General features: G+C 59.2%; 20 protein-coding genes. 12 read left to right on the top strand and 8 right to left on the bottom strand.

Annotated features, from left to right (window positions below):
* Positions 1-6 precede the first annotated feature (6 nt).
* Both AKU79_RS03270 and AKU79_RS03275 read left to right on the top strand, forming a co-directional pair.
* Positions 7-708: a Crp/Fnr family transcriptional regulator gene (locus tag AKU79_RS03270; protein WP_050522152.1), complete on the top strand. Its 702-nt coding sequence runs from the start codon at positions 7-9 to the stop codon at positions 706-708.
* The gene (locus AKU79_RS03275) at positions 693-1,268 is read left to right on the top strand and encodes a DUF4202 domain-containing protein (protein WP_082223907.1); all 576 of its coding nucleotides are present in this window, start codon (positions 693-695) and stop codon (positions 1,266-1,268) included. Before AKU79_RS03270 ends, AKU79_RS03275 begins: the two co-directional genes overlap by 16 nt.
* A gap of 87 nt (positions 1,269-1,355) precedes the next feature.
* Here the strand turns inward: AKU79_RS03275 and AKU79_RS03280 are convergent, their stop codons facing one another.
* The 8 genes from AKU79_RS03280 to AKU79_RS03315 all read right to left on the bottom strand — a co-directional run bounded on the left by AKU79_RS03280 (position 1,356) and on the right by AKU79_RS03315 (position 9,761).
* Complete coding sequence (locus AKU79_RS03280; RefSeq protein WP_050522153.1) at positions 1,356-1,616, bottom strand: hypothetical protein; 261 nt, start codon at positions 1,614-1,616, stop codon at positions 1,356-1,358.
* A 4-nt stretch (positions 1,617-1,620) separates the two neighbouring features.
* Positions 1,621-2,178 (bottom strand): cytochrome c oxidase subunit 3, encoded by a 558-nt coding sequence (locus AKU79_RS03285; protein WP_050522154.1) that lies wholly within the window; start codon positions 2,176-2,178, stop codon positions 1,621-1,623.
* Positions 2,175-4,088: a nitric oxide reductase activation protein NorD gene (locus AKU79_RS03290; RefSeq protein ID WP_050522155.1), complete on the bottom strand. Its 1,914-nt coding sequence runs from the start codon at positions 4,086-4,088 to the stop codon at positions 2,175-2,177. The genes AKU79_RS03285 and AKU79_RS03290 overlap by 4 nt, the downstream gene beginning before the upstream one ends.
* Positions 4,089-4,095: 7 nt before the next feature.
* Complete coding sequence (locus tag AKU79_RS03295; protein WP_408002829.1) at positions 4,096-4,902, bottom strand: CbbQ/NirQ/NorQ/GpvN family protein; 807 nt, start codon at positions 4,900-4,902, stop codon at positions 4,096-4,098.
* A 5-nt stretch (positions 4,903-4,907) separates the two neighbouring features.
* On the bottom strand, positions 4,908-6,305 hold the full coding sequence (locus tag AKU79_RS03300; protein ID WP_050522157.1) for a cbb3-type cytochrome c oxidase subunit I: 1,398 nt from the start codon (positions 6,303-6,305) through the stop codon (positions 4,908-4,910).
* A gap of 11 nt (positions 6,306-6,316) precedes the next feature.
* Positions 6,317-6,769 carry a c-type cytochrome gene (locus AKU79_RS03305; protein ID WP_050522158.1) on the bottom strand — a complete coding sequence of 151 codons (453 nt, stop codon included), beginning with the start codon at positions 6,767-6,769 and terminating at the stop codon, positions 6,317-6,319.
* A 143-nt stretch (positions 6,770-6,912) separates the two neighbouring features.
* The gene (locus AKU79_RS03310) at positions 6,913-7,779 is read right to left on the bottom strand and encodes an FAD:protein FMN transferase (protein WP_050522159.1); all 867 of its coding nucleotides are present in this window, start codon (positions 7,777-7,779) and stop codon (positions 6,913-6,915) included.
* Entirely contained in the window at positions 7,776-9,761 is a 1,986-nt protein-coding gene (locus AKU79_RS03315) for a 4Fe-4S binding protein (protein ID WP_331458367.1), read from the bottom strand. The genes AKU79_RS03310 and AKU79_RS03315 overlap by 4 nt, the downstream gene beginning before the upstream one ends.
* A gap of 177 nt (positions 9,762-9,938) precedes the next feature.
* Between AKU79_RS03315 and AKU79_RS03320 the strand changes: the two genes are divergently transcribed.
* The 10 genes from AKU79_RS03320 to AKU79_RS03365 all read left to right on the top strand — a co-directional run bounded on the left by AKU79_RS03320 (position 9,939) and on the right by AKU79_RS03365 (position 18,906).
* Positions 9,939-11,696, top strand: a complete 1,758-nt coding sequence (locus tag AKU79_RS03320) for a nitrite reductase (protein ID WP_050522218.1) — start codon at positions 9,939-9,941, stop codon at positions 11,694-11,696.
* Positions 11,697-11,766: 70 nt separating this feature from the next.
* Positions 11,767-12,570 carry a uroporphyrinogen-III C-methyltransferase gene (gene cobA / locus AKU79_RS03325; RefSeq protein WP_050522161.1) on the top strand — a complete coding sequence of 268 codons (804 nt, stop codon included), beginning with the start codon at positions 11,767-11,769 and terminating at the stop codon, positions 12,568-12,570.
* Positions 12,563-12,865 (top strand): c-type cytochrome, encoded by a 303-nt coding sequence (locus AKU79_RS03330; protein WP_050522219.1) that lies wholly within the window; start codon positions 12,563-12,565, stop codon positions 12,863-12,865. Before cobA ends, AKU79_RS03330 begins: the two co-directional genes overlap by 8 nt.
* Entirely contained in the window at positions 12,862-14,007 is a 1,146-nt protein-coding gene (locus tag AKU79_RS03335) for a cytochrome D1 domain-containing protein (protein ID WP_050522162.1), read from the top strand. Before AKU79_RS03330 ends, AKU79_RS03335 begins: the two co-directional genes overlap by 4 nt.
* The gene (gene ahbB / locus AKU79_RS03340; protein WP_050522163.1) at positions 14,007-14,993 is read left to right on the top strand and encodes a siroheme decarboxylase subunit beta; all 987 of its coding nucleotides are present in this window, start codon (positions 14,007-14,009) and stop codon (positions 14,991-14,993) included. Before AKU79_RS03335 ends, ahbB (AKU79_RS03340) begins: the two co-directional genes overlap by 1 nt.
* A complete protein-coding gene (locus AKU79_RS03345; protein ID WP_050522164.1) occupies positions 14,993-15,466 on the top strand; it encodes an Lrp/AsnC family transcriptional regulator in 474 nt (157 codons plus the stop codon). Before ahbB (AKU79_RS03340) ends, AKU79_RS03345 begins: the two co-directional genes overlap by 1 nt.
* Positions 15,463-15,945 carry a siroheme decarboxylase subunit beta gene (gene ahbB, locus AKU79_RS03350; protein ID WP_050522165.1) on the top strand — a complete coding sequence of 161 codons (483 nt, stop codon included), beginning with the start codon at positions 15,463-15,465 and terminating at the stop codon, positions 15,943-15,945. Before AKU79_RS03345 ends, ahbB (AKU79_RS03350) begins: the two co-directional genes overlap by 4 nt.
* Before the next feature lies 1 nt (position 15,946).
* On the top strand, positions 15,947-17,161 hold the full coding sequence (gene nirJ, locus AKU79_RS03355; RefSeq protein WP_050522166.1) for a heme d1 biosynthesis radical SAM protein NirJ: 1,215 nt from the start codon (positions 15,947-15,949) through the stop codon (positions 17,159-17,161).
* Complete coding sequence (locus AKU79_RS03360) at positions 17,136-18,680, top strand: nitrite reductase (protein WP_050522167.1); 1,545 nt, start codon at positions 17,136-17,138, stop codon at positions 18,678-18,680. Before nirJ ends, AKU79_RS03360 begins: the two co-directional genes overlap by 26 nt.
* A 40-nt stretch (positions 18,681-18,720) precedes the next feature.
* Positions 18,721-18,906 carry a hypothetical protein gene (locus AKU79_RS03365; RefSeq protein ID WP_331458368.1) on the top strand — a complete coding sequence of 62 codons (186 nt, stop codon included), beginning with the start codon at positions 18,721-18,723 and terminating at the stop codon, positions 18,904-18,906.
* Position 18,907 lies beyond the last annotated feature (1 nt).

The raw sequence follows: 18,907 nt of genomic DNA on the forward strand, positions 1-18,907 counted from the left end.
CGGCACATGACGCCAGACGAAAGAAAAATCGCTTCGGGGTCGATCTTGTTGTCGGGCGCATCGCAAGAGGCAATTGACCTGTTGTTGAAAACGGCTCGGGTACGGGGATTTGACCGCGGAGCGACACTGTTCTTGCAGGGCGAAAAAGCAAACGCAATCTATGTTGTTCTAAACGGATGGGTAAAGCTCTACCGAATCGCGCCGAACGGGGCCGAGGCTGTTGTGGGCGTCTTTACCAAAGGCCGGAGCTTTGGCGAAGCTGTCGCCTTTCAGCATGATGTTTACCCGGTTGCCGCCGAGGCCGTGACGGATTGCCGGGTGATCCGCATCGAAGCAGAGGCCTATTTACGGCAGATTCGTGAAAACCCCGAGTTTGCTATCTCGATTCTGTCTGCAACGTTTGTTCATTTGCAATCACTCGTCGCACAGGTTGAGGCACTGAAAGCCCAGACAGGTGCGCAGCGGCTGGCCGAGTTCTTGCTTGAACTATCTGATTGTGCTGCCGGCAATTGTGAGGTGGTTTTACCCTATGACAAGGTATTGATCGCCGGACGTTTGGGGATGAAACCCGAGAGTCTGAGTCGTGCCTTTGCCAAGCTGCGCGATCATGGGGTCAATATTCGGCAAAACCATGCGTCGATTACCGACATTGCGAAACTGCGCGATTTTGCGTTTGAAGATCCGGCCATGTCATGGAGCAAGAATTGATGCAAGATATCCACGTCGCTTTGAAGTTGATTGATGCCGCCAATGCTGCCGACCCGACCTTGGAAAATGGCCAGCCAGCCGCTTTGCTTTATGGTGAGCGTATGTCGGCCGAGGCGGGGCGGTTGTTTCCGGATGCGTCCGATGTGCTGCGGATCGCGGCGCGGGGCCAGCATGTTGAACGGTGGTTGTTGAAACGCGCCGATTATCCTGAGGGCAAAGAAGGCTACCATGCGTGGCGGCGCGAGCAGGGGCGGCGGCATGGCGTGCGCGTGGCGGGGATTATGGCCGAGGCGGGTTATAATGCCGAAGATCAGGCACGGGTCGGTGTTTTGCTGCGCAAAGAAGGGATCAAGCGCGACCCAGAGGTTCAGGCGCTGGAAGATATCATTTGTTTCGTGTTCATCCGCTGGTATTTTGCTGATTTCGCGGCCAAACGCAGCGGTGAGGATTTGCTGAAAATCGTAGAAAAAACTGCGCGGAAAATGTCGGCCGAGGCGCGGGCGCGGGCGTTGAGGGAATTTGATCTGCCCGAGGATTTCGCGGCGGTTTTTCGCGATTGACCGCACGCGGACATATTTTCAACTCATTGATATAACACGAAAATGCATATTCCGTTTACCGGATCTTAATCTTTTCGCCGCGCGATGTCAGCCCATCAGATAGAGCGCAAGAAGCCCCAACATGTAAAAGGCCAAAACGGTTGCAAAGCCTTGGCGGAGGGGCGGCGCGGCTGCAAGGCCGAGATAGCGGTTCGCGATAATGCGGGCCTTGGCCCATGCAAGGACCAGAATGGCGCTGGCTGTCAGCCCAAGGCCCAAGCGGCCCCAACCGGCGTGCAGACCCAAAGCCAGCAGGGTAGACATCGCAGATAGGGCAAGAAGCGCGATCCAAGCGCGGGTCAGAGACATTTTCTTACCTTAACAGATAGATGACGGGGAACAGCAGCACCCAGACCAGATCGACCATATGCCAAAAGGCGACACCGGTGTGCGCGTTACCCGTTTTGGGAAAGGCGGCGACCAAGCCGAGGATGACGATACCGGCAACGACATGGGCCGCGTGAAACCCTGTGAGCAGATAGTAAAAGGTGAAAAACGCATGGGTATCGGTGCCGATAACTTGGGCGGCTTTCTCGGCATATTCGGCAGCTTTGACCACCAGAAATACCAGCCCCAGAGCCGCCGCAGCCGCAAGGTTGTAGCGCGCCGCAGCAATCCGGCCGGATTCAATCGCCTGTACGGCCCGCGCCGCAAGATAGCCCGAGGTGACCAGAACCACGGTGTTCACCCCCGCGCCTGCGCGGTGCAGGTGGTCTTGGGCAGCGGCAAAACCGGCGGGGTCGGTGATGCGCACAGCCAGAAAGGCGGCAAGGCCCGCACCGAACACCAGCAATTCCGACACGATCAGAATCCACATCATCAGATCGCCGGGCAGTTGGTCAAAAACGCTTTCGTCGGATGTATCTGTCATGCGCCGACCAGTTGCCGGTAGATTTCGGGTAAAGCCTGCGTCAGTTTGTCCGGGTCTGAAATGACCGTAAAGCCGCCGGGGCCGAACATGCGCGGGAACCATGCTTTGCCGTCACGATCGACGGTGATGCCGTAAACGGCGTGGCCTGCGCGGCGGGCCTCACGCACGGCCATGCGGCTGTCTTCAATGCCGTGGCGGCCCTCGTAATGATCGAGGTCATTGGGTTTGCCATCGGTGATAACCAGCAGCAGGCGGCGTTTGCGTGCCTGACCGGACAGTTCCTTGGACACATGGCGGATGGCGGCGCCAAGACGGGTGTAATGGCCGGGGGTCAGTGACGCGATGCGGCGAATGACGGTGTCATTCATCGGCTCGGCAAAATCCTTGCAGCTTTGCACATAGACGCGGTTCCGTTTCAGCGATGAAAAGGCGTGAATGGCAAAGTCGTCGCCACAGGCATTCAGGCCCCACGCAAGGGCGGCCAGTGCCTCGCGTTCTACACCAATCACTGTGCGGCCATCATGGCCATGGCCCGGAACCGCACTTTCGGTAGAGCGTGAGACATCGAGCAAAATCGACACCGCCAGATCGCGCATTTGCGGGCGGGTTTGCCGCCAGATGCGGTCATCGCCCTGGCCGGTTGCATAAAAATCGACCCGTGCGCGGACAGCCCGATCCGTATCAAGTTCGTCGCCGTCAAGGTGGCCAGAGGTCGAAATTCGGCTGGGACGCAGAGCCTCGAACTGACGTTTGACGGCGCGGATACGGGATTGCGCGCGCGGATCGTCCTGAAACGGGGATTGGTCAATGGGCTGTGCCTGCGACGACAAAATGCGTGTATGAGCGGGCAGGTAAACTCCAGTGCGACAATCCCATTCAGGATAGGTGGAAATGCCGGAAAGCGCCTCTCGGTCCACATCTTCGGGAGACAGGTCAAGGTGCAGTTTCAGGCGGGTGGCAGGGGCTTTGGAGATTTGTCCAAGCCCGATTTCTTCGGCATCATCGGCGGCCTTTTTGGCGCTGTCATCATCGTCATCCTCGACCCGGCGGTTGAGGTTGATGAATTCGGCCCAAGACAGGATTGCCTCGAATTTATGCAGGATAAAGCTGTCGTTGCGTTCGGCCTGATCGGCGCGTTTGCGTTTGGCGCGGCGGGTTTTGGCGCTGTCTGATGACTCGGCCATGCCATCGGTGGCGCGGGCCTCGACCTGCGTTTCGGCGGAAAAGGTCACATGCCGCAGGTCGGGCCACAGGGCTACGGGGCGAAAGGGTTTATAGCCGCGCGGGGTTTTGGCGGGCAAAGCGGGTTGCGGGCAATCATCGCCCAGCATGCGGCGGATGCGGGCCTCAATCGCGGCTTCTACCCGTGGCAGGGTGGGGCGGGGGCGCAGGGCCAGGGTGGCGGCGCAGAGATCGCGGTAGAGGGCGGTAAAGCCGGGGGCGTTTTCGAGCGTGTTGCGCACCATTGCATCGGCGGCATCTAGGGCTGCGATGTCGGCGGCAAGCGGGTTGTCGGTTTCAATGGGGGCGGCATCGGCATGGGCCGCGCTGGCGGTAAGCCACAGGTAGAGCGCGGCGTTAGCCTCGCGCGCGGGGAAGGTGGACAGGCTTTCCGGCAGGCGCAGGCTTTCGCCATCAAAGGACGCGCGGGGCAGGTGTTCGGTATCGGTGCCAAGGCGGCGCAGAAAGGACAGGCGGTGGTGGGATTTCTCCTCACCCACCGCTTTGATCTCGGTTGCCGGATTGCCACCGAGGCCACGGAAAAGCACTGCCAGCCGTCCGCCAACCTCTGCAAGGTTGACACGGGCTCCGTCGTGGCTGCTTGGTGCATCCAGACGGCTGGCGAGCTCGTGCCACAGTTTGCCCATCGTTTCCTCGGGTTCCCATGGCTCGATGTCGATCTTGGTCATGCTGGCCTCACCCGAAAACAGCGGTTACAAGATCGAGGAGCCCGCGTTTGGTATCGCGGTCGTCGGTCAAAGGTTCGATCATCGCGGCCAGAATGGCACGTTCAACCGGCATGCCTTGGCGGATCAGGGTTGCGGCATAGACGACTAGGCGGGTTGAGACGCCTTCCTCCAGATCCTGCCCTTTCAGGTCGCGCAGTTTATTGGCGAGGCGGACGAGGGGTTTTACCCGCGCCTCATCCAGACCGGATTCGCGCATGACCACAGGGATTTCATGTTCCGGTTTGGGGAAGGTGAATTCCAGCGACACAAAGCGCTGGCGGGTTGAGGGTTTGAGGGTTTTCAGGATGTTCTGATAGCCGGGGTTATAGCTGGCCACGAGCATGAAGCCGTCTGCGGCCTCCAGCTCCTCGCCCGTGCGGTCGATTGGCAGGATGCGGCGGTCATCGGTTAGCGGGTGCAGGACCACGGTCACGTCTTTGCGGGCCTCGACCACCTCATCCAGATAGCAGATAGCCCCTTCGCGCACGGCGCGGGTCAGGGGGCCATCGACCCAGATCGTCTCGCCGCCCTTTAGCAGGTAGCGGCCAATCAGATCGGCGGCGGACAGGTCATCATGGCAGGCCACAGTATACAGCGGGCGGCCAAGCTGGGCGGCCATATGGGCCACAAAACGGGTTTTACCGCAGCCGGTGGGGCCTTTTAGCAGCACCGGCAGCTGGTTGTCATAGGCCGCTTGAAACACCGCAATCTCATCGGCTTGGGGCAGGTAGAAGGGGGCATCTGCCGCCCCCTTCAGGTTCAGGGTTCCATCCATAACCATCACTCCGCAGCCACATGATCCGGGTCACGCTCCAGCCGGTCGCGCTCGATCGGGCCGGGGCTTACGATTTCACGGCGTGGCACCATCACTGAATAGATGAACAAGAGCGCACCCAGAACAACCGCAATACCCGAGCCGAAGCGCATGGCGTAGAAGATCCAAAGCTGGTCTTGTACCTCCATAAAGCCCATGCCCAGCACGCGTTGCAGGTGGGTTTGGACCGTGCCTGCAAAGGTCAGCGTAAAGGTCATAAACACCATCCCGCCCGACATCAGCCAGAAGGACGCCATGTTCAGCACCTGGTTATAGGGGTCACGGCCCAACAGCACCGGCATCGCATAGGTGATGATCGCCAGGTTTACGCAGACATAGGCACCGTAAAACGCAAGGTGGCCATGGGCTGCGGTGATCTGCGTGCCGTGGGTATAGTAGTTAACCCCGTGCAGCGTGTGCATGAAGCCCCAGATGCCTGCGCCAAAGAACGCCAGCACCGCACAGCCCAGCGACCAAAGCAAAGCGGCCTTGTTCGGGTGGTCGCGGCGGCCTTTCCAAACCATCACGAAGGCAAAGGACATCATCGCAAAGAACGGCACGATTTCGAGACTGGAGAACACATCGCCAACCCAAGCCCAATAGCCGGGGGTGCCGATCCACAAGAAGTGGTGGCCAGTACCAAGGATGCCCGAGAACAGCGCGGTGGCAACGATGACATAGAGCCATTTCTCGACCACTTCGCGGTCAACGCCGGTCAATTTCAGCATCAGGAAGGCAAGGATCGCGGCCATGACCAATTCCCACACGCCTTCGACCCACAGGTGGACAACGAACCACCAATACATCTTATCCAATGCAAGGTTGGCAGGGTTGACGAAGGCAAAGAGGAACAACAGCGACAGCCCCCAAAGCCCCAGCAACAAAATGTTGGTGATCGCGGTTTTCTTGCCTGCCAAGACGGTCATGGTGACGTTGAACAAAAAGATCAGCGCCGCAACAACGATACCGGCCTTGACCCAACGGGGTTGCTCTAGAAACTCGCGGCCTTCCTTGCCGAACAGGAAGCTGCCTTCAAACAGGTTGAAGGTATAGGTTACAACCACGCCTGCGGTGCCAAGAACAAGAATGGCAAGCTGCAGATAGGCGAGCTTGGTCGAATACATCTCGCGCTCGGTCTCTTCGGGCAGCAGGTAATAGGCAGCACCGAAAAAGCCCAGAAGCAGCCAGACGATCAGGCTGTTGGTGTGCAGCATCCGCACGATGTTGAACGGCAGGATTTCCGACAGGAAGTTTCCGTCTACGTAGATATAGCCCATAATCAGGCCAAGGCTGACCTGCACGGCGAACAAAGCCATGGCTACGATAAAGTAGACCAGAGCAATTTTTTGAGTTTGATATTTCATGTCAGGCCTCCTTAGCCCGCATCATTCGGTGGCCAGTTTTGCGTGTTGATCGTATTGGTCCAGAGAAGGAAATCGGCCAATTCGCGGTATTCCGCATCGGTCAGGTTGAATTGTGGCATTTGGCGACGGCCCTCGATGCCCGTGGGCATGGCGTCCATCCAGCTTTTCAGGCTGTCCATTGCCGCCTCGTGGTCGTCATTCACGCCCCAGCGGGTCATCACATTGCCCAGTTCTGGTGCGAAATAGGCACCTTCGCCAAGCAGGGTATGACAATTGATGCAGCCGTGCTTTTCCCACAGGTGTTTGCCTGCCGCGACCGAAGGGGTCAGCGTTTCAGCATTGGTCGAGGTGGTAACGATATATCGGTGGCTGTTCCACGTCAGCCCGATAAAAATAAGGATAAAGAACAGTGACCCGCCATAAAAGATATTACGGGCCATGCTCTTGGTCATGACTTCGCGCATTGCGCCTTCCCTTTCTCAGAGCTTGCCCGAGGGATGCGCGGGGCAAGCTCGGGGCCGTTGATGGTAAACTATCTGTGAAGCGAGCGGGCGAGTCGTGCCTTAACGAAAGTCAAATGCTCGGAGGAAAATGCACAGTTTATTGGTCAGGAAATATGTTCCAGCCGCGTGTTCGGGGTTTGGGCAAGGGCTGCATCAATGGCGGGGCGGTCCATCAGGCAAAATGCGGTGGACAGTGCATCGGCCACAGCCGCCGAAGGGGCAGAAACCGAAACCGTGTTCCACAGCGGGGCAGGGCCGTGCGGGTTGATGATATGCGGTGCATCTGCGCCAATCACCGTGCCGCGCGGCGAAGATGTTGCCAGCGCGCGGTTTTGCAGCAGCGCCTCGCCCAGGCGGTTGCCTTGGGGGCCCGCGATAGCGACGCGCCACGGGTCTGCGCCGTGATCGCCAAGCGCCATCACCTCGCCCATATCGACCAATACATTGTGATAGCCTTTGCCATACAGAAATTCTGCGATGCTATCGGCGGCGAAGCCCTGGGCGATACCGTTGAAGGTAAGCGCCATATCGGGGGCAAGGCGGATATCGGTTTCCGACCATTTCACCTTATTCCAGCCCACTAGGGCGCGCGCGGCGTTCAGGTCGCGGCCCTGCGCTGTGGCCAGCCAAAGCGGCTGAACCGACGGGTCAAACATGCCGCCTGTGGCCTTGTTCACGCGGTCGCTTGTGGCCACTACGGTTTGAAAGGCGCGGGTGGTATTGGCGATATAGCCGGTTTGGTTCAACCGCGTCAGGGTAGAGTCGCGAAACAGCGAAAAGTCGGCCTCGATTAGGTCAATCAGCGCCTCGATCTTTGGCCAGAGCAAGGCGGCGCGGTTTTCGGGCAGGCCAACAAGTGCGATTTGCGCATCCGCCCCCAAAGCGCGGCCTTTCCAGATCGCAGGATTGGCAGCGGCGGGCGAGGTGCAGAGCGCGGCGGCGGTGATGGTTAGGAAACGGCGTCGGTTCATGCGGGCTCTCCTGTGCGGGCGCGGCGTTTTAAGACGGGGCAGCTGTGGGCGTCATTCATGATGATCTGGCAGCGCAGGCATAAAACGCATTCATTGGCGTTGATGCGGCCCAGCGGGTCTATGGCGCCGACGGTGCATTTGGTTTCGCAAAGCCTGCATTCGCGGCCACATTGCGGGCGGCGTTTCAGCCAGTCAAAGATTTTCAGCTTGGCGGGAATCGCCAGGCCTGCGCCCAAGGGGCACAGGTAGCGGCAGTAGAAACGTTCGATAAACAGGCCCGCGAACAGGATGGCTGCCACGAACAAAAGGAACGGCCAGGCGCGGAGCATGCGCAGGGAAATCGCGGTTTTGAACGGTTCAAACTCGGCCGCGATCAGGGCGTCATGCATCGAATAGAAGGACAGCGCGAGGATGCCGACGAAGGCCGTGTATTTGATGACCCAAAGCCGTTCATGCAGGGCCTGTGGCACGGCGATTTGCCGCACGCCAAGCGCCTGGGCGGCGGTGTTTGTTAGCTCTTGCAGCGCGCCAAAGGGGCAAAGCCAGCCGCAATAGACGCCGCGCCCCCAGAACAACAGGCCAAGCGCGGTGAAGCCCCAGAGAAGGAAGATCACGGGTTCGATCAGGAAGGTTTCCCAGCGAAAACCGTTCAGGAGTGAGTGGACAAAGGCCACGACCTGCACGACCGATAGCTGCCCGTTCAACCCCCAGCCCAGCACAAACAGCGTGGTGGTCAGAAAGCCGATGCGCCCGATGCGCCACAGGCGGGGGCGGCGGGTGATCCATTCCTGGGCAAATAGAATCAGTGTCAGCACGGCGAGCATGCCGACAACCACGCCGGTTTGCAGGCGCTTTGCCTGCCAGATGGTTTGCCACAGCGGTGCGTCGGGCGGGGGCGGGGCAAGGCGGTAGGCATCGGGCAGGCGGTAATCGACAAGGATGTCCATCGTTGCCACGCCATCAACCGTGGGGCGACTGGCCTGCACGGTTACGCGAAAGGGGGCCAGCGGGTCGATGGTTTTGGGCAGGCGAAACAGGCTGATCTCTTTGACATCAGGTGCGCCGTCGATACGCAGACGCTTGATCATTTGATAACTGTCTGCGCCCGGCTGATAGGTTGTGCCGTTTTGCGAAAGGGTCAGGCGGTCGAACACCCCCGATTTGCGCCAATCGGTGCCGCGATGCGAATAGAGCCCCGATGAAATGACCACCAAAGCCGATTCGCCAGGGCCGAGATTGCCCACGGCGGCGGTATAGCTTTGCTGGCCCAGCAGGGATTGGCCGACGCTTGGCGGGTCTACGAGGCCCAGCCAGAGGTGGATGAAATCGCCGTCTCCGGGTTGCAGCGGCGGGGTGGAGCCTGCAAGTGCGGCAGCGGCCTCGGTCATGGAAACGCGGGTTTCAACAAGCGCACTGGCGGCCAAAAGGCCGGGCCAATCGGTTTGGGTAAAACCCAGCCGGTCGATGCCACCGGCGGCATCAATCAACCCGCGACCAATCGCCAAGGTGCGGGCGGTGCGCAAAATGCCATCGCGAATCACGCCTGTGGAAACGGTGGCGCGGGAAATGACCTTGGGCAGGTCTTGGCGTTCGGTGACGGCCGCGCGCAGGTTCTGACCGGCAAAGCCGCTGACATATTTGGCGATGTCTTCGTCTGAAATGCCCAATGTCAGCACGGGTTCATTATGCTGTATCAGCCGTGCGCCACGGATTACGGCATCAGGCGACAGCGCCACCAAAACATCCAAGGGCCGGCCTGAATAGCCAACCGAGCCCGCGATTTCCCATGTAGAGCCGATATAACCGATCACACGCCCATCGGCCCGCACCGTCCAGCCGGGGACGCCATCATCCTGCCGCGAAACCTGAACAGGCGCTTGGGTATCAAGAAGTTGGCGGGCCATGGCAGCATCTGGTGCGATGGTTTGCAACACGTCATTTGACACGCCGCTGGCCGCTGCCTGCGGTGCATATCCCGCCAAACAGAGGGCTATGAAAAGGCACGCTCCTTTTAAAAATTGCATCACTTGGCCTTTGGTTCGGGGTGCGCAGACCCTGCCAAAGGGTCGCGCCTTGCGCCTTGACGTAAGTCAAAGCGGCGGTCGTCAGATCACGACATAGTGATGTCAGCCTCACCAGCCGATACGGAGATACAGCCGATGAAACACCAACGCTCGCGTGCCAAGCACATGATGCTGAGCAGTGCCGCTTTGGCGCTGGCCCTGCTTGCAGGCCCCGCCCTCGCGCAAGACAAGCCTGCGGATCATAAAGACGGCCCTGCCGCCGCTTATGAACCTTCGATGACCACGCTTGGCCAAATTCAGGTCGAGATTCCGGGCCGCAAAGAGGGCGACCCCGTGATGACGCAAGACGAATTCCAACGCGGCACCAAGATTTATTTTGAGCGCTGCGCAGGGTGCCACGGTGTGCTGCGCAAAGGCGCGACCGGCAAGCCGTTGACCCCCGATATTACCCGTGAGTTGGGCTATGACCATCTGCACAGCTTTATCACCTATGGCTCGCCCGCAGGGATGCCGAACTGGGGTACGTCTGGCGATTTGTCCGAGGATGATGTTGATCTGATGGCGCGTTATGTGCTGCTTGATCCGCCGCAACCGCCCGAATGGGGCATGCCGGAAATGATGGCAAGCTGGAAAGTGATCGTCAAACCCGAGGATCGCCCGAAGGAAAAGATGAACGATATCAATATCGACAACCTCTTTTCGACCACGTTGCGCGATGCGGGCAAGATTGCCCTGATCGACGGCGATTCCTATGAGATCAAAGCGATTATCAACACTGGTTATGCCGTTCACATCAGCCGCATCTCGGCCTCGGGGCGCTATCTGTTCGTGATTGGCCGCGATGCCAAAGTGGTTATGATCGACCTGTGGATGGAAACCCCCGGCCCGGTGGCGGAAATTAAAGTCGGGATGGAAGCGCGGTCTATCGAGACCTCAAAGTTTGAGGGTTATGAGGACAAATACGCGATTGCCGGCGACTATTGGCCACCGCAATTTGTCATCATGGATGGCGACACGCTGGAGCCGAAAAAGATCGTTTCCACCCGTGGCAACCTTTATGACGAGCAGGTTTACCACCCCGAGCCCCGCGTGGCCGCGATTTTGGCGAGCCATTATAAGCCGGAGTTCATCGTCAACGTCAAAGAAACCGGTAAGATTTTGATGGTCGATTATACCGACCTGAAGAACCTGAAAACCACCGAGATTGAGGCTGAACGCTTCCTTCACGATGGCGGCTTGGACAGCACGCACCGCTATTTCATCACTGCGGCAAACGCGCGGGGCAAGCTGGTGGTGATCGACACCAAGGAATCGAAGCTTGTTGCGATTACCGAAACCGGTGGGGCGACACCGCATCCGGGTCGGGGTGCCAACTTTGTTCACCCGGACTTTGGGCCGGTTTGGGCCACGTCGCACCTTGGTGACGAATCTGTAGCGCTTATCGGGACAGACCCCGAAGGCCACGCAGACAACGCCTGGAAAATTGTTGACAGCTTTGGCGCCCTTGGCGGCGGTTCGCTGTTCATCAAAACCCACCCCAACTCGGACCACCTCTATGTTGACGCGACACTAAACCCCGATGCCGAAACCTCTGGCTCGGTTGCTGTCTTCAAGATCAGCGACATGAAGGCAGGCGAGGCGCCGGAATATGTGACGCTGCCAATCGGTGAATGGGCAGGGATTGCAGACGGGCAGCCGCGCGTTGTGCAGCCTGAGTTCAACAAAGAGGGCACCGAGGTGTGGTTCTCGGTCTGGAACGCCAAAGACAAGGAAAGCGCGATTGTCGTGGTTGATGACAAAACGCTGGAATTGAAAAAGGTCATCAAGGACCCGGCACTGATTACGCCAACTGGCAAGTTCAACGTCTTTAACACACGCGAAGACGTTTATTGATCAAACATCGGGGCGGCGGGTTGCCTGCCGCCCCATCCTTTGCCTTTTCGCATTTTGAATGAGAGACGCCATGAAAGACACCGCGCGCAGCATGATTTCGGGCAAGGTTTTCCTGATCGGTGCCGGGCCGGGTGACCCTGATTTGCTGACGGTCAAGGCGCTGCGTCTGTTGCAGGCCTGCGATGCTGTGGTGTTTGACCGGCTTGTCAGCCCCGAGATTATGGCGCTTATTCCGGCAGGTACGCGGAAAATCGACGTGGGCAAGCTGCCCAAATGCCACAAGCTGTCGCAAGACGGGATCAATGCTTTGCTGGTTGATCTGGCGGGCCAAGGACTGCAGGTGGCGCGGCTGAAGGGCGGCGATCCGTTGATCTTTGGGCGCGGATCGGAAGAGGCGGCCGAGCTGCAAGCCGCTGGAATTGCTGTTGAATATGTGCCCGGTATCACTGCCGCCCAAGGGGCCGCATCCAGTACCGGCGTGGCGCTGACGCATCGCGGATTGGCGACGGGTGTGCGCTATGTCACCGGCCACCGCGCGGCAGATGCGGCGCTGGATCTGGATTGGGCAAGCCTTGCCAACCCGCAAACCACGTTGGTGGTTTACATGGGCGTGGCCAATATGCCCGAAATTTCGGACCAGCTTATCCGCCACGGTATGCCGCATGATATGTCGGCAATGGCGATTGCCTGTGCAACGACGCCGCGCGAATTGCGGGTGACGGGCCGGTTGGATGATATCGCGGCCAAGGCGGCTGTTTTGCCCGAGGGTTTGCCGGTGTTGTTCATCATCGGGCATGTCGTTTCGCTTTATGCGCCTGCCGTTTTGCATGCGGCGCTGGCCTGTGACGGGGCGGGGATGGATGCCTATGCTTAGGATCGCGGCCCTGTGTTTGTTGCCAGTCGCGGCCTCGGCCGAGGTTGCCGCGCCAAGGGCTGTGGCGTTGGAACGCATGGTTATTCAAGATTGCGGGTCGTGCCACGGGCTGACGATGAAGGGTGGTTTGGGCAAACCCCTGACCGCCGAGGCGCTGGATGGCGCTGATCCCGAGGCGCTGGCCTTGATCGTTCTTGACGGTGTTCCCGGCACCGCGATGCCGCCATGGCGCCCGCTTTTGACCGAAGAAGAGGCCGATTGGATTGCCCATTACCTTTTGAAGGACCAGAAATGAAAACGCTTGCCCTATGTTTTGCCCTGTTGGCCGCGCCTGCCTTGGCGCAGACCCCGTGCTGTGCCACCGGCGATTTAGGTGTGGTGGTTGAACGCGCCACCGGGTCGCTGTTGGTGGTGGACCGGTCTGACCATGCCGCAATCGGGCGGGTTGAGGGCTTGGGCGATTTGTCCCATGCCTCGGTCACCTTTAGCCCTGATGAACGCTTTGCCTATGTCTTTGGCCGCGATGGCGGGTTGACCAAGGTGGATATGCTGACGCGCAGCATTGCGGCGCGGGTGATACAGGCAGGCAATTCCATCGGCGGGGCCATCTCGGACGATGGCAAGCTGATCGCGGTGTCGAATTATGAACCCGGCGGGGTGAAGGTGTTTGACGCGGATACGCTGGCGCTGGTTGGGGATATTCCCGGCAACTCCAAAACCATCGGGTTGGTTGATGTGCCCGGCCGCCGTTTCGCGTGGTCGACATGGGACAGCGGCGAGGCGTTCATGGCCGATTTCTCGGGCACTGAGATGAAAGTCACCAAGCTGGGCGATGTGGGCAAAAACCCGTTTGACGCGGTGCTGACCGATGATGCCCATACCTATCTGATTGGTTTGTTTGGCGAAAAGGGTGTGACGGCGATTGACCTGTGGGATGAAACCCCCGCGCCAGTGCGGTTTTTGAAGGATTACGGCAAGACCGAGGATGACCTGCCGGTCTATAAAATGCCGCACCTGCAAGGCTGGGCCTTTACCGAAGGCCAGTTTGTTTTGCCCGCCGTGGGCCAGCATGAATTGCTGTGGGTGAACCGCGAAACATTGGCCGAGGTTGACCGCACGCCAACCCACGGCCAGCCGGTGTTTATTATCGCGCAGCCTGCCTCGCCCTTTGTCTGGGTCAATTTTGCGACGCCGTTGAACGATACGGTGCAAGTGGTTGATAGCCGCGATCACAAGGTGGTTGCCAGCCTGACCCCCGGCAAAGCCGTGCTGCATATGGAATTTGCGCCGCGCGGGGCCGAGGTTTGGATTTCATCGCGCGATGACGACAAGATCGTGATTTATGACACCCAGAGCCGCGAGAAAATCGGGGAAATTCCGGCGCAAAGCCCGTCGGGGATTTTCTTTACCGCGCGCGCCCATCGGACGGGGTTGTGATGACCGAGCGTCTGGACCAGATCGACCGCCATTTACTGGATGACTATCAGCGCAATTTCCCGCTGGTGCCGCGGCCTTTTGCGGTGCTGGGGCGGAACTTGGGGCTGAATGAGGGAGAGGTGATTGCGCGGTTGGCGGCGTTGCAGGCGCGGGGGCAGATTTCGCGGGTGGGGGCCACGGTGCGGCCGAATACGGCGGGCGCATCAACCTTGGCGGCAATGGCAGTGCCCGAAGACCGGATTGAAGAGGTGGCCGCACTGGTGAACGCCGAGGCGGGGGTGAACCATTCCTACCTGCGCGAAAACGCGTGGAATCTGTGGTTTGTGGCCACGGCGGCCGATGCGGAGGCGCTGGCGGCGCAGCTGGCGCGGTTGCGAAAGGTGACGGGGTTGGAGATCCTTGATCTGCGGCTGGTGCGGGCGTTCAACATTGATCTGGGCTTTGCCTTGTGCGGACCCCGCGCGCAAATGGCGCCGCGCCCTGCGCCCGATATGATGGTGCTGCGGCCCGAAGACAGGCCGATTTTGCAGGCGCTGTCGTCTGGCCTGCCGCTGGTTTCGCAGCCCTATCTGCATTTGGCGCAACGGTTGGAACGTACTGAAGGCGATATCATTGCCCGCATTGCAGCCCTGAGTGCTGCCGAGATTTTAACGCGGGTGGGGGTGATTGTACGGCATCGCGCGGTGGGATGGACATCAAACGCGATGGTGGTTTGGGATGTCGCGGCCCCGCAGATTGCGGCGGCGGGGGTGTCGCTTGCGGCCCTGCCGGGGATTAGCCTGTGTTACCAGCGTGTTACGCTGCCAGATGTTTGGCCATATCCGCTGTATTCCATGATTCATGCCCGCACCCGCGCCGAGGCGCTGGCCGTGCTGGAGCAGGCCAAAGCCTTGCCGGAATTGGCAGGGGCTACACCGCAAGTTCTGTTTTCAACGCGCTGTTTCAAACAATCCGGCGCGCTTTTAACCCAAGAAAGGGCCGCCTGATGCGCCGCAGCAGCCTTCCGCCAGATGCACTGGATGCTACCGATCGCGCCATTCTGAACGCGTTGCAAGAGGGCTTTCCCATTTCCAAGCGCCCCTTTGCCGAGGCGGGTGCCGCGCTGGGGATTGCCGAGGATGATCTGATTTCCCGCATCACAAACCTGCGCGAAATCGGGGCGATCACGCGGTTTGGCCCGTTTTACGACGCGGCGGCGATGGGGGGGGCATTCTGCCTTTGCGCGATGGAGGTGCCAGCAGCGGAATTTGAAGAGGTCGTGACTTTGGTCAATGCGCACCCCGAGGTCGCGCATAATTATGAAAGGATGCACCGGCTGAACATGTGGTTCGTGCTGGCCTGCGAAACCGAACAAGGGATTGAGCGTGTGGCGCAAGAGATTGAAACCGAGACCGGCCATTCCGTGCTGCGCTTTCCCAAGCTGCGGGAATTTTTCATCGGCTTTCGGGTGCAGGCATGACGCTGGATGCTGTTGATCGCCGTATTATCGCGGCCACGCAAAGCGGGTTGTCGCTGTCTCCGCAGCCCTATGCCGTGGTTGCGGCACAGCTAAAGCTGACCGAGGATGAGGTGATTGCACGGATGCAGGATATGCAGGCCCGTGGCATCATTCGCCGGATTGCCCTTGCGCCCAATCATTACGCGCTGGGCATGGTCGCCAATGGTATGAGCGTTTGGGATGTTGATAACACCCGCGCCGGCGATCTGGGCGAGAAAATCGGCGCTTTGCCTTTTGTGTCGCACAGCTATTTGCGGCCGCGCGCCGAGGGCTGGCCCTATAATCTGTTTGCGATGATTCACGGCAGCACCCGCGACGAGGTTGAGGAAAAGCGTCAGGTGATCGCAGGGATTTTGGGCGATGCATGCCGTGCCAATGACATTCTCTATTCCACCCGCATCTTGAAAAAAACCGGCATGCGGATCAGCGGAGGGACCTGATATGTTTCGACTAACCCAATATATGCGCGAGCTGGTGACACCAACGCCAGTGCGCAAACGGGTCAGTGCGGGCGGGGTAAAGCCGGTGGTGATCTGGAACCTGACGCGCACCTGCAACCTGAAATGCCGACACTGCTATACCACCTCGGCCGATGTGCCGTTTCCGGGCGAGTTGACGACCGAGCAGGCCTTGGGCGTGCTGGACGATTTGAAAGGCTTCGGCATTTCGGCGCTGATTTTATCGGGTGGCGAGCCGTTGAGCCGCTTTGATTTTTTCACGCTGGCCGAACGGGCCAAGGAATTAAAGTTCCGGCATTTGTCGCTGTCAACCAACGGCACGCGGGTGGCTGAAAACATTGACCGGATTGATGCGCTTGGCTTTGATTATGTAGGCATTTCGATCGACGGGATTGGGGCCACGAACGACTGGTTTCGCGGGGTTGATGGCGCCTTTGATGAGGCGATGGCCGGTGTGCGGGCCTGCAAATCGCGGGGCGTCAAAGTGGGTTTGCGCTATACGATCACCGAACAGAACGGGCATCATTTGAATGAGATGTTGGATTTGTGTCAGGCTGAAGGGGTGGATAAATTCTATCTGTCGCATCTGGTTTATGCAGGTCGCGGCGACAAGCACCGCGGCGAGGATACCGAGCATTCCCACACCCGCCGCGCCATGGATGTGCTGATTGAACGCGCTTGGGCGGCGATTGCGGCGGGTAAGGATTTCGAGGTTGTGACCGGCAATAATGATGCCGATGCGGTCTATTTTCTGCAATGGGTTGCGGATAATTTCAGTGCCGAACAAACCGCCCATGTCCGCGCGCATCTGACGGCGTGGGGCGGCAATTCGTCGGGGCTTGGCGTGGCCAATATCGACCCGCAAGGCAAGGTGCATCCCGATACCTATTGGTCGGATTACACCATTGGATCGGTGAAGAAAGACAGCTTTTCAACGCTGTGGACGGGCCCCGATGCCATGCTGGCCAATCTGCGCCAGCGCCCGCGCCCGCTAAAGGGCCGCTGTGGTGATTGTGCTTTCAAGCAAGTCTGCGGTGGCAACACGCGCATTCGGGCGCTGCAAGTTACCGGCGATCCGTGGGCCGAAGACCCGGCCTGCTATCTGACCAACGCCGAGATTGGCATTGGTGATGCCGACCGCCTAACCGTTACCCCTTTCCGAGGCAAAAGCCATGATCCGGCACATCGTTTTCTTTAGTCTGCTTGCCACTACGGCCTTTGCCAACCCTGATGGGGCAATGATTTACGTCGATCAATGCGCCGCCTGCCATGCGCAAACACGGCTGGGCGGTACTGGCCCCGCGCTGATCCCCGAAAGCCTTGGGCGGCTAAAGGGTGAGAGCCTTGAGGCAATTATCGCGGGAGGGCGTGTTGCGACGCAAATGCCCGCGTTCAAAGGCACCTTGAGCGCCCAAGAGATTGCCGCCGTTGCTGAATATATCAGTACCCCGCTGGCCACGCCGCCCAGCTGGACCGAGGCCGATATTGAGGCCACCCGCAGTCTGGATGCAGATTACACGCCTGCCAGCGCGCCGGTGTTCAAGGCCGATCCGATGAATATCACGCTGGTGGTGGAAACCGGCGATCATCATGTTTCTGTGCTGGATGGCGACACGTTCGATGTGCTTGACCGTTTTGAAACCCCCTTTGCCGTGCATGGCGGCCCAAAGTTCAGCCCCGATGGCCGCTATGTGTTCATCATGTCGCGTGATGGTTGGGTGCAGAAATACGATATCTGGTCGCTGCAACAGGTGGGGCGCGTGCGGGCGGGCCTGAATTCGCGCAATATCGCGATGAGCAATGATGGCAAGTGGCTGGCCGTTGCCAATTACCTGCCGCGCACGCTGACCATTCTGGCGACCGATGATCTGACTGTGGCGAAGGTGATCGATGTGGCAGGCCATGACGGCACCCCCAGCCGCGTTTCGGCGGTGTACCAAGCGCCGCAGCGCAACAGTTTCGTGCTGGCGCTAAAGGATGTTCCCGAGATTTGGGAAATTGCGACCGACCCCGATGCCGGCCCGTTTTATGACGGCTTTGTGCACAGCCATGAAAAATCGATGGAGGAAGGGCTTGCCGCCGAGAAGGGCTTGTTTGCCCGCCGCCGCATCAAGATTAACGCGCCTTTGGATGATTTCTTTTTCACCCCCGACTATACAAACCTGATCGGCACCAACCGCGAAGGCGACAAAGGTGTGGTGGTCAATATGGTTGTCGGCCATGAGATTGCCGAGCTACCGCTGCCCGGTATGCCGCATCTGGGGTCAGGCATCACCTGGACCAGCCACGGGCGCAAAGTGATGGCCACGCCGCATCTGCAAGAAGGGGTGCTGTCGGTGATCGACCTTGAAACCTTTAAGCTGGTGAAAACCATTCAAATGGAAGGGCCGGGGTTTTTTCTGCGCAGTCACGAAAACTCGGCCTATGTCTGGGCCGATGTGTTCTTTGGCCCGAACAAGGGCAAGATGCATATCATTGACAAGGAAAGCCTAGAGATTGTGCGTACGCTTGACCCTGCGCCGGGCAAAACCGTGGCGCATACCGAGTTTACCAAGGATGGCCGCTATGCGTTGGTATCAATTTGGGAAGATGACGGCGCGGTGATCGTGTATGATGCGAAAACCTTTGAAGAGGTAAAGCGGCTGCCAATGCGCAAGCCTTCGGGGAAATATAATGTCTGGAACAAAATCACCTTCAGCGACGGAACCAGCCACTAAAGGCCCGCCCGTCTATAAAAACATGTGGGTCTTGGGGGCGTTGCTGTGGCCTTTTGCAACCTCGGCTGTGGCGATCAATCTGTTCATGCTGGGGCTTTTGACCCAAGCGATTGGCCTGCCCGCGATTTCGCCGGTGGCGGCGCTGTGGTGGTGCCTGCCTTTGGGCCTGCCTGCCACCTATGCCGCGGCGCGCTGGGTTCGCAGTCTGATTGAGCAGGCGTCCTGAC

The organism is Pseudorhodobacter wandonensis (assembly GCF_001202035.1).
GTDB lineage: Bacteria > Pseudomonadota > Alphaproteobacteria > Rhodobacterales > Rhodobacteraceae > Pseudorhodobacter > Pseudorhodobacter wandonensis.

What these genes read in the sequence shown, in the direction of transcription:
- AKU79_RS03270 (WP_050522152.1), top strand. Translation starts at nt 7, where the DNA reads ATGACGCCAGACGAAAGAAAAATCGCTTCGGGGTCGATCTTGTTGTCG.
- AKU79_RS03275 (WP_082223907.1), top strand. Translation starts at nt 693, where the DNA reads ATGGAGCAAGAATTGATGCAAGATATCCACGTCGCTTTGAAGTTGATT.
- AKU79_RS03280 (WP_050522153.1), bottom strand. Translation starts at nt 1,616, where the DNA reads ATGTCTCTGACCCGCGCTTGGATCGCGCTTCTTGCCCTATCTGCGATG.
- AKU79_RS03285 (WP_050522154.1), bottom strand. Translation starts at nt 2,178, where the DNA reads ATGACAGATACATCCGACGAAAGCGTTTTTGACCAACTGCCCGGCGAT.
- AKU79_RS03290 (WP_050522155.1), bottom strand. Translation starts at nt 4,088, where the DNA reads ATGACCAAGATCGACATCGAGCCATGGGAACCCGAGGAAACGATGGGC.
- AKU79_RS03295 (WP_408002829.1), bottom strand. Translation starts at nt 4,902, where the DNA reads ATGGATGGAACCCTGAACCTGAAGGGGGCGGCAGATGCCCCCTTCTAC.
- AKU79_RS03300 (WP_050522157.1), bottom strand. Translation starts at nt 6,305, where the DNA reads ATGAAATATCAAACTCAAAAAATTGCTCTGGTCTACTTTATCGTAGCC.
- AKU79_RS03305 (WP_050522158.1), bottom strand. Translation starts at nt 6,769, where the DNA reads ATGCGCGAAGTCATGACCAAGAGCATGGCCCGTAATATCTTTTATGGC.
- AKU79_RS03310 (WP_050522159.1), bottom strand. Translation starts at nt 7,779, where the DNA reads ATGAACCGACGCCGTTTCCTAACCATCACCGCCGCCGCGCTCTGCACC.
- AKU79_RS03320 (WP_050522218.1), top strand. Translation starts at nt 9,939, where the DNA reads ATGAAACACCAACGCTCGCGTGCCAAGCACATGATGCTGAGCAGTGCC.
- cobA (WP_050522161.1), top strand. Translation starts at nt 11,767, where the DNA reads ATGAAAGACACCGCGCGCAGCATGATTTCGGGCAAGGTTTTCCTGATC.
- AKU79_RS03330 (WP_050522219.1), top strand. Translation starts at nt 12,563, where the DNA reads ATGCTTAGGATCGCGGCCCTGTGTTTGTTGCCAGTCGCGGCCTCGGCC.
- AKU79_RS03335 (WP_050522162.1), top strand. Translation starts at nt 12,862, where the DNA reads ATGAAAACGCTTGCCCTATGTTTTGCCCTGTTGGCCGCGCCTGCCTTG.
- ahbB (WP_050522163.1), top strand. Translation starts at nt 14,007, where the DNA reads ATGACCGAGCGTCTGGACCAGATCGACCGCCATTTACTGGATGACTAT.
- AKU79_RS03345 (WP_050522164.1), top strand. Translation starts at nt 14,993, where the DNA reads ATGCGCCGCAGCAGCCTTCCGCCAGATGCACTGGATGCTACCGATCGC.
- ahbB (WP_050522165.1), top strand. Translation starts at nt 15,463, where the DNA reads ATGACGCTGGATGCTGTTGATCGCCGTATTATCGCGGCCACGCAAAGC.
- nirJ (WP_050522166.1), top strand. Translation starts at nt 15,947, where the DNA reads ATGTTTCGACTAACCCAATATATGCGCGAGCTGGTGACACCAACGCCA.
- AKU79_RS03360 (WP_050522167.1), top strand. Translation starts at nt 17,136, where the DNA reads ATGATCCGGCACATCGTTTTCTTTAGTCTGCTTGCCACTACGGCCTTT.